Consider the following 15,853-nt stretch of genomic DNA (forward strand, 5'->3'; position numbering starts at 1 on the left):
TAACCAATTCTTTTTCTCATGGACAATAATCAAGCATTGACAAAATTGAGCGACCTGCCTATCTTGAAACATTTGGAGGGTGGAGAAAATAAATTAAAAGTGTTGCCAGAAAACATGGCCAACTGGAAAAAAGGCGAAAAATCCATTGCATGGTTTGTCGGACTTATCCTGATGCTGGGGATTTTATACGGCTTTTTTATGTTCGTACTACCCGTCATTGTGGCGGCTTTTACGAAGGCACTAGCCGCATTGGTGGTGGTAGGTACGGTGGTATTAGGCGTAATGTTGGCACCGTTTATTTTTAAGTTGTTCCGTCGTTTGGTGCGTGGGTTACACAAGTTTCTGATTAAAGTAGATCCCTTTGGAGAGCTTGACGACCAATTGGACAAGATGAAAGATTCGCGTCAACAATTTGAAAAAGTAAAGGCCGAAATCAACGCTTGTAAAATTCAAATGAAACAAGAAGCGGTGAAAGCCGAGAAACTAGCCAAAGATGCGGGTCAAAAAGTAGTGTATTGCCAAGAAGAAGCCAAAGTATTGAAAGTGAAGCTGGACAAAATGGTGGAAAAAGGAGGTGATAACGCCCGCGAAACCGATGATTTTGTAGAACTTGAAGGTAAACTTAATGCGGCCATTGGCGACGGGAATCGTGCGGTGTCGGAAGCAGAAACGTACAAGCGATTGGTGGATACGTTTGGGTCTCGTGCCAATGTGTTTGCCAAACTTGACCGCAAGTTGGTAGGCTACGGCCACGCGTTTGACGAAAAATTGAAAGATTTTGCCACGAGTATTAACTTGCTCAAAACAGAGTCTCGTGCAATGGCTGCGGCCAACAATGCTACCACTCGCGCTCGCAAGGTGCTGGGTCAAGGCCAAGATTGGCAGTTGGACTACGCATTGGAAGTGATTTCGGGGCAAATTGCCAGCGACATTGCCAGTACGCAAGCCAACATTCGCGATTTGGACAGCATTGTAAGAGACTTTAATCCAAACGACGAACGCGCGTATGCTCGCTTGGAGACTTTCGCCAACCAAATCAAAGGAGGCGAGTTTGAAGTAAGTGACTCTAATCGGATTTCAAACCCGAACTACAAGCTCACTTCGGAGCAGAAAAATGCGGGTGGCGGTATTACAGATATTTTTAACTAGGATGATGCAACTTCCCGAAAGCTACAACCTTTCGGGAAGTTTTTTTTGACGCAACCCATGACCTTACAACAGTTTTTTGACCGAATTGGAGAACGCCCTGATTGGGTGCTTTTTTATTTTGCAGTAGTGCCATTGATGGCGTTTTTGGCAGGACTTCTAGGTAAAAATGAAGGACATATTCCGCCGTGGAATTACTTCTATGCGTTCTTGATTTATTTGATTTGTATTCCAGGGATTTTCTCCGTAACCCTCAACGTGTATCTGTTTTTGTTTGAACGGCGTAGTATCTTCGATTTCAACATTTACACCCAAATTCTTCCCTTTTTCTCCATGTTTCTGACCCTTTGGCTGATTCGCCGAAACGTGGTGTCGTTTGATTACATCCCAGGATTTCAGAAACTTAGTGGCTTGGTATTGATGATTTTTGCCACCATTGCCCTCATGTGGATTGTAGATCGTACGCGCATAGTAGTATTTTCGTACCTCAAGTTTGAGTACGTACTGGTCATTTTTGCGTTGCTGCTCGTGTTATTGCTGTGGGGATGGCGCAAGCTCTTTGGCTAACTACTACAATTCTTCTACCGAACCTGCTCCCAACTCCTGAAGGAGAGTTGTCCAATACTGCGTCACCGTAGGGTTGTTTTCTTTGGTGCTACTTGTGGGCTCAAACGGTAACGCAATTTTGATAGAAGATGCACTCAAGGCATACTGCTGCATTTGTTTAGCGTCGGCCTTGGCCCATTCGTCGGCTTGCGCGTTGTCTTTAGGAGGGTTTGAGTGAAAATCGCGGCGATTGGTACCTTTCATGCTTTCAATCATGTCACTTAGGTAATATACCCGCACCTCAGCGCCCGTTTCAGCCGCTTTGGTAATAACGGGCAAACTCGCCCAAATGTCGGTTTGGCGCTGCGACGCTCCTACATTCTGCACATTAAGTTTTGCCAACAATTGCTTCAAGAAAATCATGCGCTCCCGCTGAATGCCGAGGTCGGCGGTGGTTTCGGCCGCTTCGCGGTCAGTGGCGTTCATGTGGCTGACATCGTCCACCTCAGTGCGGCAAGTGAGCGACAGCGCGCGGGCTTTTTGGGTATTTTCGTGAATAAAATACACCTCCATTTTATCGCCTTTCTGGTGAATGTTTTGTTCGACCAAATCGGTTAGAATCTGCTGGTATTTTTGCGTAACAAAGGCTTTGTTCACGTTTACGCTTTGGGTTTTATCCATAAAAACCAACGTATAAACGGGGCCTTCCGTAACGGGCTTTTTTTCGTTTTCGGTAGAGCAGGCACAAAAGAATGCACTTGTAGCGAATACAATGAAGTAGGATAAGAGACGAGTCATGGCTATGTGAGATTTGACGCGAAGGTGGTGATTGCGGTGTTAATTCGCAATCCAAAACGGATGAGTGGTTTAATTATTGCAAAATAAGAACGAAAAAAGCCCTTAACCAAACGAGCTAAGGGCTTTTTTCAAAGGTAGTTAGGCACTACCAGTGTATCTATCTTACAAGTGAATTACTTCGCCATAAGCAGCGGCAGCCGCTTCCATAATGGCCTCAGACATGGTTGGGTGAGGGTGAACCGATTTAACGATTTCGTGGCCTGTCGTTTCGAGGTTACGAGCTACTACCACTTCGGCAATCATTTCGGTTACGTTGGTTCCAATCATGTGAGCGCCAAGCCATTCGCCGTATTTTGCATCAAAAATTACTTTCACAAATCCTTCGGGAGCACCTGCGGCTTTTGCTTTACCCGAGGCTGAGAAAGGAAACTTGCCTACTTTGATTTCGTAGCCCGCTTCTTTGGCCGCTTTTTCGGTATAACCTACCGAGGCGATTTCGGGTGAGCAATACGTACAGCCAGGGATGTTGTTGTAGTTGAGTGGATGCGGATGCTCTCCTGCAATTTTCTCCACACAAATAATACCTTCGGCTGAAGCAACGTGCGCCAAAGCTTGGCCTTTGGTAACGTCGCCGATGGCGTAGTAGCCAGGAATGTTGGTTTGGTAATAATCGTCCGTAACGATTTTGCCACGCTCCAACTTGATGCCCGTTTCTTCCAAACCGATGTTTTCAATATTGGCGACTACACCCGCCGCTGAAAGTACCACGTCAGTCTCAATTTTAATTTCGCCCGAAGGAGTTTTTACGGTCGAAACGCAACCTGCGCCGCTGGTATCTACTTTCTCAACACTTGAGTTGGTATAGATTTCAACGCCTAGTTTTTTGTATTGTTTTGCCAACTCTTTCGAGATTTCTTCGTCTTCTACAGGAACGATGTTTGGCATAAACTCTACGATGGTTACTTTGGTACCCATGCTTGCGTAAACGTACGCAAACTCAACACCAATTGCTCCTGAGCCAATCACCAACAACGATTTAGGTTGTTTTTCGAGCGACATAGCTTTGCGGTACTCGATTACTTTCTGACCGTCGATAGGGACATTAGGAAGTTGGCGAGCACGGCCGCCAGTAGCGACGATGATGTGGTTGGCAGTATATTCGGTTTTCTTACCGTCGTTTTCAACTTCTACTTTTTTGCCAGGCTTAACGCGTCCGAGGCCATCGATGATGTCGATTTTATTTTTCTTCATCAAGAAATTTACCCCTTTGCTCATCCCGTTTGCAACGTCACGGCTACGCTTAATAACAGCACCGAAATCGGCTTCTGCACTGCCTACCGTGATACCGTAATCTTTGGCGTGGTTGATGTACTGAAAAACTTGGGCACTTTTAAGCAATGCTTTGGTGGGAATACAGCCCCAGTTCAAGCAAATTCCACCGAGGTGTTCTTTTTCAACGATGGCTGTTTTCAAGCCCAATTGTGAGGCACGGATGGCAGCCACGTAGCCACCAGGCCCGCTGCCGATAATTATTACATCGTACTGTGAAGCCATTTCTTCTAATTTTGAGTAGTTGGATGTTCGAATTGTGGGGAGATTGTTGCTGGGAAAGCAAACAACCTCCCTGAAAACGAACGCAAAAATAGGCTTAAAAGTTGGTTTGACAAGTAACTATCCGCAAACCCTAACCGAGCGGCCCATCTTGGTCGGCAAATGGCTGATTGTAGAGGCGTTTTCCTGTGGTTTTGAAAATCGCATTGGCCAATGCTCCTCCCGTTGGTGGAAGTGCAGGCTCGCCCAAACCTGTTGGTTCGATGCCGTTATTCACAAAATGAGCTTCAATGTCTGGCACTTCATTGTATCGAATGAGGCGGTACTTGTTGAAATTTTCTTGCTGTGGAGCCCCATCTTTAAACGTCAAATTGCCGTACATGGCGTGACCAATTCCATCGACAATCGCGCCGTAAATTTGGTTTTTGGCACTACTTTCGTTGATGACGATTCCACAGTCAACCGCCGCATACACTTTCTTCAAAACAGGTTTTCCTTTTGCCATTGTCATTTCGGCCACCTGCGCTACGTACGATGCGTGAGAGAAATAAACGCTAAAGCCTTGTGAGACGCCTTTTTTCTTTTTACCCCAACCTGATTTTTCAGCGGCCAACTTAATCACCTCACGGAAGCGCTTAGTTTCGTATGTGATTTTACCGACGGGGCTCTTTTCGGCTTTGTCCAACAGCTCAAGGCGGAATTGAACGGGGTCTTTGCCCGCCGCCGCCGCAACTTCATCCAAAAACGCTTGTTCGGCATAGGCCAAGAAGTTGGTGATAGGTGCTCGCCACGGGCCTGTTGTAATCGGAGATTTATAATCAGAGGATTGAATCAATAAGTTTTCAACCGCTCCCGCTGGGAAGTTATCTTGGCGGGTAGAGTTTCCTGCGTTCAAACCCGCCCCGTGGAGCATAAAGGCCGTCATGTTTCCCGCCTTGTCGATGGACGCCTTGAAACGATAGCGAACCGCTGGGCGATAAATACCTCCCGTCATGTCGTCTTCGCGCGTCCAAGTTACTTTAACAGGCGCTTTGATGATACTCGATAGTTCGGCAGCTTCTACGGCATAATCGGTGTTGAGACGGCGTCCGAAGCCGCCACCCATGCGCGTCAGTTCCAACGTCACTTTTTCAGGAGCGATGTTGAGCATCTTGGCGATTTGCTTCTGGGCTGCTTCGGGCGTTTGGCTAGGGCCCGCTAACTCAATGCTATCTCCTTTGAAATGGGCAAAGAAGTTCATGGGCTCCATCGGCGAGTGGGGCAAAAATGGGCACTGGTACTCTGCCTCGATAACCTTGTGAGCATTCTTAAAAGCAGCCTCTACATCGCCGTCTTTGCGCTGTACCGTCACGTTGGTGCCGTTGAGCATTTCTTTGAACAAACGGTCGTGGTCGGCAGAACTTTCAAGGTCTTTTTCTTTTTCCCACTCAATTTTCACCGCCTTGCGGGCTTGCATTACTTCCCAGTTGGTCTTACCCACAATCGCCACTTTGTTTCCAAACGAAACGACATTGACAATCCCTGGCATTTTTTTGGCTTCGGTGGCATCAAACGACTTGAGTTTAAGACCAAACGCAGGCGGACGCTGAACTTGGGCGTGGAGCATCCCTGGACGTTTGTAGTCAATCCCAAATAGGTTTTTACCCGTCAGGATATCCTTGTTGTCAACGCCTTTGACACGGCTTCCGATGAGGCTAAACGACGAAGTGGCTTTGAGTTTAACTTCTTTCGGAACGGGTAGTTTAGAGGCTGCAACGGCAAGGTCACCGTAAGCGATTTTTTTACCCGAACTGTGAATCACCATCCCTTTTTGGGCGCTGCATTCGCTGGCAGGCACGCCCCACTGCTGAGCAGCTGCTTCGATAAGCAATGCGCGAGCTGTAGCGCCTGCCTTGCGGAGGCGTTCCCACGAGTGGCGAATCGCGCCGCTCCCGCCCGTCAGTTGGCGTTCAAATTTTTTCGTATCAAGCGGTGATTGCTCCACTTTAACCTTTTCCCAGTCGGCGTCGAGTTCTTCGGCAACGATGATAGGAAACGCCGTTTTAATGCCCTGACCGATTTCGGGGTTGGGTGAAAATATGGTAACAGTACCTGAGGGAGAAATAGCTAAGTAAGCATTGAAGTCGATGGCATCAGCGGCCGCTGTGCCCACCACTTGAGGCTGAAAAGCCTCCGAGGAGAACCAACTAAACCCCAACACCAAGCCACCACCTGCGGCGGCAGTCGTTTTAAAAAAATCTCTTCTGGATTGATTTGTGCTCATGTTCGTAGGGTTATTTTTTCATTTTGGTTGCCGCCACTTTTACTGCATCATGGATACGGTGGTAAGTACCACACCGACAAATATTGCCGACCATCGCTTCTTCAATGTCTTTATCCGATGGGTTGGGATTTTTAGAAAGTAAAGCCGAAGCGGTCATGATTTGACCCGCTTGACAATACCCACATTGCGGAACATCCACTTCGTCCCAAGCTTCTTGGACGGGATGAGTGCCTTTTTCTGAAAGTCCCTCAATGGTGGTGATGTTGGCGGCAGAAACCGCCGAAATTGGAAGCACACACGAGCGCGTTGCATCGCCGTTGACGTGTACGGTACAAGCACCACACATGGCCATTCCGCAGCCGTATTTAGTGCCAACTAAGTCGAGGTGGTCGCGCAATACCCACAAAAGCGGGGTATTGGCATCGACATCAACAGGATAGTTTTTGCCGTTGATTTTGAGTTGAAATAATGCCATGTTAGAGAAGATTAAAGTTGGAACTATAACATAAAGTCAGTCTAAAAAGTTAGCCTTGACACAATGAAAGGTTATTTTTCGCGACGAATCGTGGAAGATTCAAGATTAATAACCCAACTAGGTAACAGCTTGATACTTTGGGTGGTTGATTTCGTCTAAGTCTAAAAGCTAGACGTAATACAAAAGTAATTCATCGTCAAAGTTTATCTATAAAAGGGTAACTTTGTTTAAAATTAGTAGCTCATGGCCTTAGAAGATAAATACGTAAATCCTTTCACTGACTTTGGTTTCAAGAAACTCTTTGGTTCTGAGCCTAATAAGGACTTGCTTATTGATTTTTTGAACGAAGTCGTCCTACCGAGTCGTCATAAAATCGCTGATTTGTCGTATGCTAAAAACGAACATCTTGGACAAAAAGAACTTGACCGCAAGGCCATTTTTGATTTGTATTGCGTAGGAACAAACGGTCAGCGCTTTATTGTAGAAATGCAAAAAGCGAAACAAAATTATTTTAAAGACCGAAGCGTATTTTATGCGTCTTTTCCGATTCAAGAACAAGCAAAACGCGGAGATTGGGATTTTAAATTAGCCGAAATATATACCGTTGGGATACTAGATTTTGTTTTTACGGAAGACAGCGACAAAAAAGAAGTCCGCCACGAAGTAAAGCTAAAAGACCAAAACAACCGTATTTTTTACGAAAAACTGACGTTTATTTACCTAGAAATGCCTCATTTTACCAAAACCGAGGCTGAACTTGAAACGGCCTACGATAAATGGCTGTATGTATTGAAACATCTTCCTTATTTGGAAAAGCGCCCTGTGGCTTTGCAAGAGAAAATTTTCACTAAACTATTTGAAGCGGCTGAAATCGCGAAGTTTTCGGCAGCAGAATTAGCAGGGTACGAAGCCAGCCTAAAATATTACCGAGATTTAAAGAATGTGATTGATACAGCAATCGCAGAAGGTGAACTTAGAGGTAAAACAGTAGGGCATTTAGAAGGCTTACAGGAAGGATTAGAACAAGGTTTACAAGAGGGTCTAAAAAAAGGGATCGAGCAAGGAATAGAACAAGGCATAGAACAAGGCATTGAAAAAGGGATAGAAAAAGGGATAGAAAAAGGGATAGAACAGGGAATGATTGAAAGCAAGAAATTGATTGCTCGTTCTGCATTGGCCGAAAATATGCCTATTGAAATTATCATGCGCTTAACAGGACTGTCGCAAGAAGAAATCGAAGCCTTGCGATAAGACTTGTGTATCGTTCTCATTTTCAAACAAAGTGTTCGAAATCGAACACTTTTTCCTTTTTAAAACAAAGCTAACATTCTGATAAATAAACAATTGACTTCTGGTACAGGTATTGAAGCCATTAATAGAAAAACAGCCAAAATTTTTCAAAAATGGACAGAGAGTTACCGGAAGAAAGTAAAAAGCAACAATCACGTCGCCGTTGGCTTTGGATAGCTGTAGGCATAAGCGGGATTGTCCTTGCCGTATGGTTGCTGCGAAATTCCTTTGGAAATAGCATCAATCAAAAAGACGTGCGGCTCGCTACTGCAGAAGTGGGAGACGTTGAAAATACCCTCACTGCATCGGGCGAAGTACAGCCCGATTTTGAAGCCGTTATTACTAGCCCCATTACCGCGGTCATTCAGCAAACGTACCTAGAGCCTGGCGCTTCGGTGAAGGTAGGGGATAAGATTCTGGAGTTGGACAAAGAGTTTACCCAATTAAGCTTTGACAAACAAAAAGACCAACTCGAACTGAAACGCAACGGAATCGTCAAACTTCGCTGGGAGTTGGATAAAAGCGTGTACGACTTGAAAATCAACGACTCCATCAAAGGCTTAAAAATCAATAGTTTTCGGGCAGAAGTAGAAAATGCCAAGCGACTCTTTCGCGCAGGAGGAGGCACACGGGAGGCCATTGAGCAAGCAGAACAGACATTGCGCATCGCCCAACTCGAAAAACGCCAACTAGAAAATGACATTCGGATTAAGCAACAAACGGTGAAAGCCGACATCAAAGAGTCGGAAATTGAGGCGCAAATTCAGGCGAAAGATTTACAAGAACTTCAGCGCAAACTGCAACAAGCAAATATCACGGCGAACCGCTCGGGGGTATTGACCTATGTCAACAAAAACATTGGCTCGAAAGTCTCGGAGGGCGAAGTGCTGGCGCGTTTGGCCGATTTGGGTGGGTTCAAAATCATCGGGGCTATTTCGGACAATTATGCCGAACAAATCCGAATCGGTATGGGAGTCGTGGTCAGGGTCAACGAGACATTGCTTAGAGGTACGTTGACGAATATCTCTCCTTCGGTTCAAAACAACATTGTCAATTTTGACATTCAGCTCGACGAGAAAGGGCATAAGCTTCTACGCCCTAAAATGAAGGTCGAAGTCTTTCCAATTACGGATGCGCATTCGAAAGTTGTTCGGGTGGCCAATGGCGCAGGTTTCACGGGAGTTCCTGTTCAGGATGTGTTTGTCCTTCGCAACGACGGGAAAGCCGAGCGTCGCACGGTAAAGGTCGGCTTGGCCAACTTTGATTATGTCGAGATTTTGGAAGGTATCAAAGCGGGAGAAAAGGTGATTATCTCAGACATGAGCAAGTTTAAAAACGCGAAAGAGGTCGAACTTATTCCCTAACAGCAGCATGAAAAAGAGATATTTATCCGCATTTATTGCACTTATACTGTCCTTTGGGGGGCAAGGAGGGAAGCTTTGGGGGCAAGTGGGGGTGACCCTTTCGGAAGTAGTAGAAATGGCTCGTAATCAGTCGATTTCGGCACGGCAGGCGGCTACTACCAAAGAAACTAAGTACTGGGAATACCGTACGTTTTTGTCGAATTACAAACCGCAACTAACCCTCAACGGAAATTTGCCCGCTTTCAGTCGGTCGTTTATTGAAGTGCGTCAGCCCGATGGAACGATTCAGTTTCAACCCGTTCGGAACAACAACTCTTCCTTGAACCTGTCTCTGAGCCAAAGTATTGCTGCCACGGGAGGAAGCATTTATGCGACATCGCAGTTGCAGCGTTTTGATGATTTTGACCGTAAAAATACCCTTTACAACGGTACCCCATTTGCCGTTGGGTATATGCAGCCGTTGCTACGCTTCAACTCGTTTAAGTGGGACAAAAAAATTGAGCCATTAAAATTCAACGAAAGCCAACAAGCCTACGTAGAATCGTTGGAACAAATTTCGTTGCAGGCCAGTGGATTGTTTTTCGATTTGTTGTTGGCACAAGTCAATTTACAGATTGCCGAAACCAACTTGACCAATACCGATGCGATTCTAAAAGTAGCCAAGGAGAAGTTTGAATTGGGAAAAACAAGCCGCAACGAAATTCTTCAATTGCAGTTGGAGTTGCTCAAAACCCAAAAAGCAGTAGGCGTGTCGAAGCGTGATTTAGAAATCGCGTCGCTCAATATGAAAAGCTTTATTGGCCTTCAAAACGAAGGAAAACTCGTTTTGAATACGCCACGCCCTCCTATTGCAATGGTATTATCAACGGAGAAGGCCATTGCGGAAGCATTTGCCAATCGGGCCGATGCCATTGGATTTAGTCGCCGAAAGTTAGAGGCAGAGCGGGCTGTATCCAAAGCCAAAGGCGATAATGGGCTCAATGCCACACTGACGGCTACGATGGGGTTTTCGAACCGAGGGCAAACCGTGCCTGAGCTGTACCGCAAACCTCAAGACCAACAAACCGTTCAACTACAACTTGACATCCCGATTTTGGATTGGGGACGGTCGAAGTCGCGTACCAAAACCGCCGAAGCACAGCGCCAGCTAACGCAGTATGCCGTGGAGCAAGACCAACAAAATTTTCGCCAAGAAATTTACACCCAAGTATCTCTCTTTGAGATGCTTCGCGACCAGTTGGCGCTTACCGTCGAAGCCGATAGCATTGCCTCAGAAAAATACAAGATAGCCCAAGAACGCTACGTATTAGGCAACTTGAGCATTACGGATTTGAGCATTGCTTTTACCGAAAAAGACCAAGCTAAGCGCGATTATATCTATGCCTTGCGCGATTATTGGGGCGCCTATTATAAACTCCGTCAGTTGACGTTGTACGATTTTGAAACCAACAGTAAATTAAAATAACCCCACCCTGCCCTTCCCCTGTAGGGAGGAGAGAGTTATTCTCCTTCCCTACAGGGGAGGCGATGAGGTAAAACCAAAAACAATCCATGATACAGCTAAAAAACATCGAAAAAGTCTATCGCACAACCACGATAGAGACAGTCGCGCTCAACAAAGTGAATTTGAGCGTCGAAAAAGGAGAATTTGTGTCGATTATGGGGCCTTCGGGTTGCGGAAAAAGTACCCTGCTCAACATCATCGGGCTACTCGACGAGCCTTCGAAGGGGCAAGTGGAGATTGACGGAAAACAAACCAACGGTCTTTCGGATGCGCAATTGGCGAGTTTTCGGAACCAAACCCTCGGGTTTATTTTCCAAAGCTTCCATTTGATTAATGACTTACCTGTCTTGGACAACGTGGAATTGCCCTTGCTCTACCGCAACGTGTCGAGTGCAGAACGCCGTCGCTTGGCCTCAGAAGCACTCGAAAAAGTAGGGCTGAGCAACCGCATGAAACACTATCCCAACCAACTTTCGGGTGGACAAAAACAACGCGTGGCCATTGCGCGGGCCATCGTAGGACAACCCGAAATCATCTTGGCCGATGAACCAACGGGAAATTTGGACAGCAACATGGGGAACGAGATTATGGATATTTTACTCACGCTCAACCAGCGCGATAACGCCACGATTGTGATGGTAACGCACGACGAAAACATGGCCAAACGCACACATCGTTTGATTCGATTATTTGACGGTTCACAGGTATCCTAATTTTTAAAACTATGCTATTTAATTACCTAAAAATCACCCTTGCCGTGCTGAAACGTCGAAAGTTTTTTACGTTTATCAGTTTGTTTGGCATCAGTTTTACGCTCACTATCTTGGTGGTGGTCACGGCTTTTTTCGACCACTTGGTATCAGCAGGTTATCCCGAAGTAAATCGCGATAACTCACTTTATGTGTGGAATATCAAGGAAAAAGATACCAAAAATGAAGGCTCAAGTTCAGGCCCTGTTAGTTTTTCGTTTATCAATACGTACATTCGGACGCTCAAAACGCCCGCAAAAGTGGCCGCAGTGAGTATGTTCAACAGCATCAATATTTATCTGAACAACCACAAAATCAAGGTGATGTATCGCTACACCGATGCTAACTTTTGGGAAGTTACTTCTTTTGAATTCTTAGAAGGAAAAAGCTATACTGCTCAAAATATTGCTAACAACGATTACGTGGTGGTTATCAACGACAACGTGCGGGATCAGTACGTAGGAAAAGGACAGCCCGCCGTTGGAAAAATGCTCGAAGTCGATAACGTAAAGTACCGCATCATTGGGGTAGTGAAAGGGTGCCCCGTCACGCGTCTTCATACGTCTTCAGATTTGTATTTCCCCTACAACACTTCAAAAGCCGATTTGAAAAAGACCGCCTTACGAGGGGATTATATCGCACTTATTTTGCCTAACAATCCCAATGATAAGCTCAAATTACAGGAAGAATTTAAGGCCGTTGCGTCTAAAATAAAACCTACAAAAACGGGTGACAAATGGTTTAACCCTGACAAATTATATGTATTTGCCGACACCTATTTTGTAAGCTTTACGCGCGAGCTAAAAGGTTCAGGCGACGGCGACGGGTCAGCGTTCATTATTTCTATTCTCCTTGGCGTTGTTCTGCTCTTTATGTCGCTTCCTGCCATCAATTTGGTAAATGTCAACATGAGTCGAATCATGGAACGGGCGTCGGAGATTGGCGTGAGAAAAGCATTTGGAGCATCGAGCAAGACGCTTGTGATGCAGTTTGTGATTGAAAATATCATCCTGACCCTCATCGGCGGTGTGATTGCCCTGATTCTGTCATCGTTGGTAATTTTTTACATTAACCAAAGCAATCTCATTGCCTACATCGACCTAAGTTTCAACTGGAAAGTGTTTTCGGTAGCGATTCTGGTTAGCTTATTATTTGGGTTGTTGTCAGGGGTTTATCCTGCTTGGAGAATGTCAAAATTACAGGTAGTAGATGCCTTAAAATATTAAAAGCCATGATAAAACATTTGTTTAAAATCATCTGGAAGCGAAGAAAAAGTAACTCCCTGATGATGACCGAAATCTTCTTTTCTTTCTTAATCTTGTTTGCGGTTTGCTCGCTTGGGGTGTATAATTTTCAAAACTACCTGACGCCCGCTGGCCTAGAAACCAACAATGTTTGGGTGGCTTTTATCAACTTCAATACCTCAAGCGACACGGCGAAGATGGAGTACAAAGAGTTGGTCAGCCAGCAACTGAAGCGTTATCGGGAAGTAGAAAGTTTTTCTTATACGAGCGCCAACGCCCCGTTTACGTTTAGTACGATGAGCAACAGTTTTGCCTATAACAAGAAAAAAGCGTCGAGCGATGTCATCACCGTAGAACCCGATTTTCCTAAAGCGATGAGCATGAACATAACGCAAGGTCGTTGGTTTACGAAGGCAGACATTGCGGGCAATTTTGTCCCTGTCGTCATTACCAAACACTTAGCCAAGGAGTTATTTGAAACAGAAGACGCTGTTGGAAAAGTATTCGGGGGAGGTGAAGAGTCGGCAGGAAGTAAAAAAATGAAAGTGGTTGGCATGGTTGATTATTACAAACACAAAAGTGATTTTCAAGAACTTGACAATACACTCTTTCGCCCTTCTGAAAAATGGGACGATACCATGGTATTAAAAGTGAGAGCGGGAAGTGGAGCCGAGGAGGAAGCCAAAATTGTACGGGAACTGGCACGCCTTGGCAAAGATTGGACCATTGAAATTCAACAGATGGACGAAATGAAATCGAACCGTAATAACCTAGTGTTGGTACCTGTTTTGATTTTGTTGATTATCTGCGGCTTTTTGGTCTTCAACGTCGCTTTGGGGATGTTTGGGGTATTGTTCCAAACCATCAATCGCCGCAAGCAAGAAATTGGCGTCCGCCGCGCTATGGGCGCTACTAAGGGAGCAATTTTATGGCATTTTATTGGAGAAACGGCCGTTATCGCCACCTTTGGCCTGATTTTAGGGCTATTTTTTGCCGTTCAGTTTCCGCTGCTAAACGTTTTTGACGTGGAGGCAAGTGTATATTTATTCGGCATGTTATTGGCTGTCATTGGTATATACATACTCGTCGGTATTTGTGCCTTTTACCCAAGCCGCCAAGCATCGGTGTTGCAGCCTGCGGTGGTACTTCATGAAGAATAGCCTATAAAAAGTAAAAGGCAAAAAGCAAGGGGCAAGAAAGGCAAGAGGCAAGAAAGGTAAGAAAGGTAAGAAATAAGAAAGGCAAGAGGCAAAAAAGCAAGGGGGCAAAAGCAAATTTTTCTCTTACTTATTGCAATTTTGCTCTTTGCATTTTGCCCTTTGCCCCTTACTTTTTATCTTTTGCCCTTTGCCCTTTGCTAATTTGCCCCTTGCTAATTTACGCCCCATGCTCCTAATCATTGACGACGATATTGCAGTTTGTACTTCACTTTCGCTTTTGGCGCGGAAGGAGGGGTTTGACGTGGCTGTTGCGCACAACCCCGACGATGCGTTTCGGATACTGAAGCGGCACGAAGTGGCATTGGTATTGCTCGATATGAATTTTTCCAACGAAACTTCGGGGAGAGATGGGTTACAGATGCTTCAAGAGCTAAAGACCTTGAAACCAACATTGCCCGTGATTCTCATTACGGGCTGGGCTACCATCGACTTGGCCGTACAGGGAATGAAACTCGGCGCGGCTGATTTTATTAACAAACCTTGGCAAAACGCGCATTTAATACAGTCGGTTCGGACGGCTTTGGCGTTGGCCCATTCAGAAGCAAAGGGCAAGGAGCAAAGGGCAGAAGAAATGCCAGATTCCTCACCGATTGCCCCTCGCCCCTTGCCCACTGCCCTTTCCCGCCGTGCGTTGGACAAACAATTTGATTTTGGACAAATCGTGGGAGAGTCGCCGCAGTTGGTGCAGATTTTACAGACCATTGGCCGCATCGCCCATACCGATGCCTCGGTGCTGATTTTGGGAGAAAGTGGCACGGGAAAAGAATTGGTGGCCGAAGCCATCCATCAAAACAGCCAACGCGCCAAGCGACCGTTTGTCAAAGTCAATTTGGGGGGCGTTTCGACTAGCCTTTTTGAGTCTGAAATGTTTGGACACGTTCGCGGGGCGTTTACCGACGCTCGTTTTGACCGTACGGGACGCTTTGAAATGGCGAACCGAGGAACCATTTTTTTGGACGAAATTGGCGAGCTCGATGCCAGTAGCCAAGTCAAGCTGTTGCGGGTATTACAAGACCGCACCTACGAGGTGTTGGGAAGTAGTAAAACCAAATCGGTGGATGTTCGGGTCATTTGCGCCACGAACCGAAACCTCGAAGAAATGGTAGCTAAAGGTACTTTTCGGGAAGATTTGTTGTACCGCATCAATTTGATAATCATCCACTTGCCCGCCTTGCGTGAGCGTCCCAATGATATTCCACTATTGGTGGAGTTTTTTGTGGATAACTTACGCCAAATCTACCAACGGCCGCATTTGCAGGTAACGCGAGAGGCATTGCAGTGGTTAAAAAACCTGAACTTGCCTGGGAATATTCGGCAGCTTAAAAATTTGGTAGAACGTACGGTACTGATTAGCCATCGCGACGTGCTAACGATTGAAGATTTTCAACAAAACTACCAAGGGACTAAAAATTCGGCACTCTTCCCTTCTCCTTCATCACTCCCAGATGTGGGCAGTATGACGCTCGAAGAAATGGAAATTCAGATGATTCGTCGAGCGATGGAGTTTCACCGCGGGAAAGTGGCGCGCGTGGCTAAATCGTTGGGCATTACGCGTTCCGCACTTTACCGACGTTTGGAAAAGTTTAATATCCCTTTTGATGAAGAGTAAAGTAAGTAAGTAAATGGGCAAATTTGCAAGTGAGGCAAAAAGCAAAATTAATTGATACTTCACATAGAGCCGCTAAGGCTTAGATAATCAGTCT

Annotated in this window: 13 protein-coding genes; 9 read left to right on the forward strand and 4 right to left on the reverse strand. The window is 45.7% G+C overall.

The window, feature by feature from the left end:
* Positions 1 to 18 precede the first annotated feature (18 nt).
* Both FHS57_RS13020 and FHS57_RS13025 read left to right on the forward strand, forming a co-directional pair.
* Positions 19 to 1,149, forward strand: a complete 1,131-nt coding sequence (locus FHS57_RS13020; RefSeq protein ID WP_183974284.1) for a hypothetical protein — start codon at positions 19 to 21, stop codon at positions 1,147 to 1,149.
* A 57-nt stretch (positions 1,150 to 1,206) separates the two neighbouring features.
* Positions 1,207 to 1,713: a hypothetical protein gene (locus FHS57_RS13025; RefSeq protein WP_183974286.1), complete on the forward strand. Its 507-nt coding sequence runs from the start codon at positions 1,207 to 1,209 to the stop codon at positions 1,711 to 1,713.
* 3 nt (positions 1,714 to 1,716) lie between these two features.
* Here the strand turns inward: FHS57_RS13025 and FHS57_RS13030 are convergent, their stop codons facing one another.
* From FHS57_RS13030 to FHS57_RS13045, 4 genes are all read right to left on the reverse strand, one after another.
* Positions 1,717 to 2,490, reverse strand: a complete 774-nt coding sequence (locus FHS57_RS13030; protein ID WP_183974288.1) for a hypothetical protein — start codon at positions 2,488 to 2,490, stop codon at positions 1,717 to 1,719.
* A 162-nt stretch (positions 2,491 to 2,652) separates the two neighbouring features.
* Positions 2,653 to 4,044: a dihydrolipoyl dehydrogenase gene (gene lpdA, locus FHS57_RS13035; RefSeq protein ID WP_183974290.1), complete on the reverse strand. Its 1,392-nt coding sequence runs from the start codon at positions 4,042 to 4,044 to the stop codon at positions 2,653 to 2,655.
* Positions 4,045 to 4,174: 130 nt separating this feature from the next.
* The gene (locus FHS57_RS13040; protein ID WP_183974292.1) at positions 4,175 to 6,304 is read right to left on the reverse strand and encodes a xanthine dehydrogenase family protein molybdopterin-binding subunit; all 2,130 of its coding nucleotides are present in this window, start codon (positions 6,302 to 6,304) and stop codon (positions 4,175 to 4,177) included.
* Between the two features lie 10 nt (positions 6,305 to 6,314).
* Positions 6,315 to 6,779 carry a (2Fe-2S)-binding protein gene (locus FHS57_RS13045; protein WP_028524879.1) on the reverse strand — a complete coding sequence of 155 codons (465 nt, stop codon included), beginning with the start codon at positions 6,777 to 6,779 and terminating at the stop codon, positions 6,315 to 6,317.
* A gap of 243 nt (positions 6,780 to 7,022) precedes the next feature.
* Between FHS57_RS13045 and FHS57_RS13050 the strand changes: the two genes are divergently transcribed.
* The 7 genes from FHS57_RS13050 to FHS57_RS13080 all read left to right on the forward strand — a co-directional run bounded on the left by FHS57_RS13050 (position 7,023) and on the right by FHS57_RS13080 (position 15,759).
* Positions 7,023 to 8,030 (forward strand): Rpn family recombination-promoting nuclease/putative transposase, encoded by a 1,008-nt coding sequence (locus FHS57_RS13050; protein ID WP_183974294.1) that lies wholly within the window; start codon positions 7,023 to 7,025, stop codon positions 8,028 to 8,030.
* A 152-nt stretch (positions 8,031 to 8,182) separates the two neighbouring features.
* Positions 8,183 to 9,433 carry an efflux RND transporter periplasmic adaptor subunit gene (locus FHS57_RS13055; RefSeq protein ID WP_183974296.1) on the forward strand — a complete coding sequence of 417 codons (1,251 nt, stop codon included), beginning with the start codon at positions 8,183 to 8,185 and terminating at the stop codon, positions 9,431 to 9,433.
* Between the two features lie 7 nt (positions 9,434 to 9,440).
* Positions 9,441 to 10,898: a TolC family protein gene (locus tag FHS57_RS13060; RefSeq protein WP_183974298.1), complete on the forward strand. Its 1,458-nt coding sequence runs from the start codon at positions 9,441 to 9,443 to the stop codon at positions 10,896 to 10,898.
* Positions 10,899 to 10,984: 86 nt separating this feature from the next.
* On the forward strand, positions 10,985 to 11,650 hold the full coding sequence (locus tag FHS57_RS13065) for an ABC transporter ATP-binding protein (RefSeq protein ID WP_183974300.1): 666 nt from the start codon (positions 10,985 to 10,987) through the stop codon (positions 11,648 to 11,650).
* Positions 11,651 to 11,661: 11 nt separating this feature from the next.
* Positions 11,662 to 12,912 (forward strand): ABC transporter permease, encoded by a 1,251-nt coding sequence (locus FHS57_RS13070; protein WP_183974302.1) that lies wholly within the window; start codon positions 11,662 to 11,664, stop codon positions 12,910 to 12,912.
* 5 nt (positions 12,913 to 12,917) lie between these two features.
* On the forward strand, positions 12,918 to 14,090 hold the full coding sequence (locus tag FHS57_RS13075) for an ABC transporter permease (RefSeq protein WP_183974304.1): 1,173 nt from the start codon (positions 12,918 to 12,920) through the stop codon (positions 14,088 to 14,090).
* A 226-nt stretch (positions 14,091 to 14,316) separates the two neighbouring features.
* On the forward strand, positions 14,317 to 15,759 hold the full coding sequence (locus tag FHS57_RS13080; protein WP_183974306.1) for a sigma-54-dependent transcriptional regulator: 1,443 nt from the start codon (positions 14,317 to 14,319) through the stop codon (positions 15,757 to 15,759).
* The last annotated feature ends 94 nt before the right edge of the window (positions 15,760 to 15,853 follow it).

Origin of the sequence: Runella defluvii, from assembly GCF_014195535.1 — a bacterium.
Taxonomy (GTDB): Bacteria; Bacteroidota; Bacteroidia; order Cytophagales; family Spirosomataceae; genus Runella; species Runella defluvii.

Excerpts from the sequence above, each read along its gene's own strand:
- FHS57_RS13020 (WP_183974284.1), top strand. The coding sequence starts at position 19 with ATGGACAATAATCAAGCATTGACAAAATTGAGCGACCTGCCTATCTTG.
- FHS57_RS13025 (WP_183974286.1), top strand. The coding sequence starts at position 1,207 with ATGACCTTACAACAGTTTTTTGACCGAATTGGAGAACGCCCTGATTGG.
- FHS57_RS13030 (WP_183974288.1), bottom strand. The coding sequence starts at position 2,490 with ATGACTCGTCTCTTATCCTACTTCATTGTATTCGCTACAAGTGCATTC.
- lpdA (WP_183974290.1), bottom strand. The coding sequence starts at position 4,044 with ATGGCTTCACAGTACGATGTAATAATTATCGGCAGCGGGCCTGGTGGC.
- FHS57_RS13040 (WP_183974292.1), bottom strand. The coding sequence starts at position 6,304 with ATGAGCACAAATCAATCCAGAAGAGATTTTTTTAAAACGACTGCCGCC.
- FHS57_RS13045 (WP_028524879.1), bottom strand. The coding sequence starts at position 6,779 with ATGGCATTATTTCAACTCAAAATCAACGGCAAAAACTATCCTGTTGAT.
- FHS57_RS13050 (WP_183974294.1), top strand. The coding sequence starts at position 7,023 with ATGGCCTTAGAAGATAAATACGTAAATCCTTTCACTGACTTTGGTTTC.
- FHS57_RS13055 (WP_183974296.1), top strand. The coding sequence starts at position 8,183 with ATGGACAGAGAGTTACCGGAAGAAAGTAAAAAGCAACAATCACGTCGC.
- FHS57_RS13060 (WP_183974298.1), top strand. The coding sequence starts at position 9,441 with ATGAAAAAGAGATATTTATCCGCATTTATTGCACTTATACTGTCCTTT.
- FHS57_RS13065 (WP_183974300.1), top strand. The coding sequence starts at position 10,985 with ATGATACAGCTAAAAAACATCGAAAAAGTCTATCGCACAACCACGATA.
- FHS57_RS13070 (WP_183974302.1), top strand. The coding sequence starts at position 11,662 with ATGCTATTTAATTACCTAAAAATCACCCTTGCCGTGCTGAAACGTCGA.
- FHS57_RS13075 (WP_183974304.1), top strand. The coding sequence starts at position 12,918 with ATGATAAAACATTTGTTTAAAATCATCTGGAAGCGAAGAAAAAGTAAC.
- FHS57_RS13080 (WP_183974306.1), top strand. The coding sequence starts at position 14,317 with ATGCTCCTAATCATTGACGACGATATTGCAGTTTGTACTTCACTTTCG.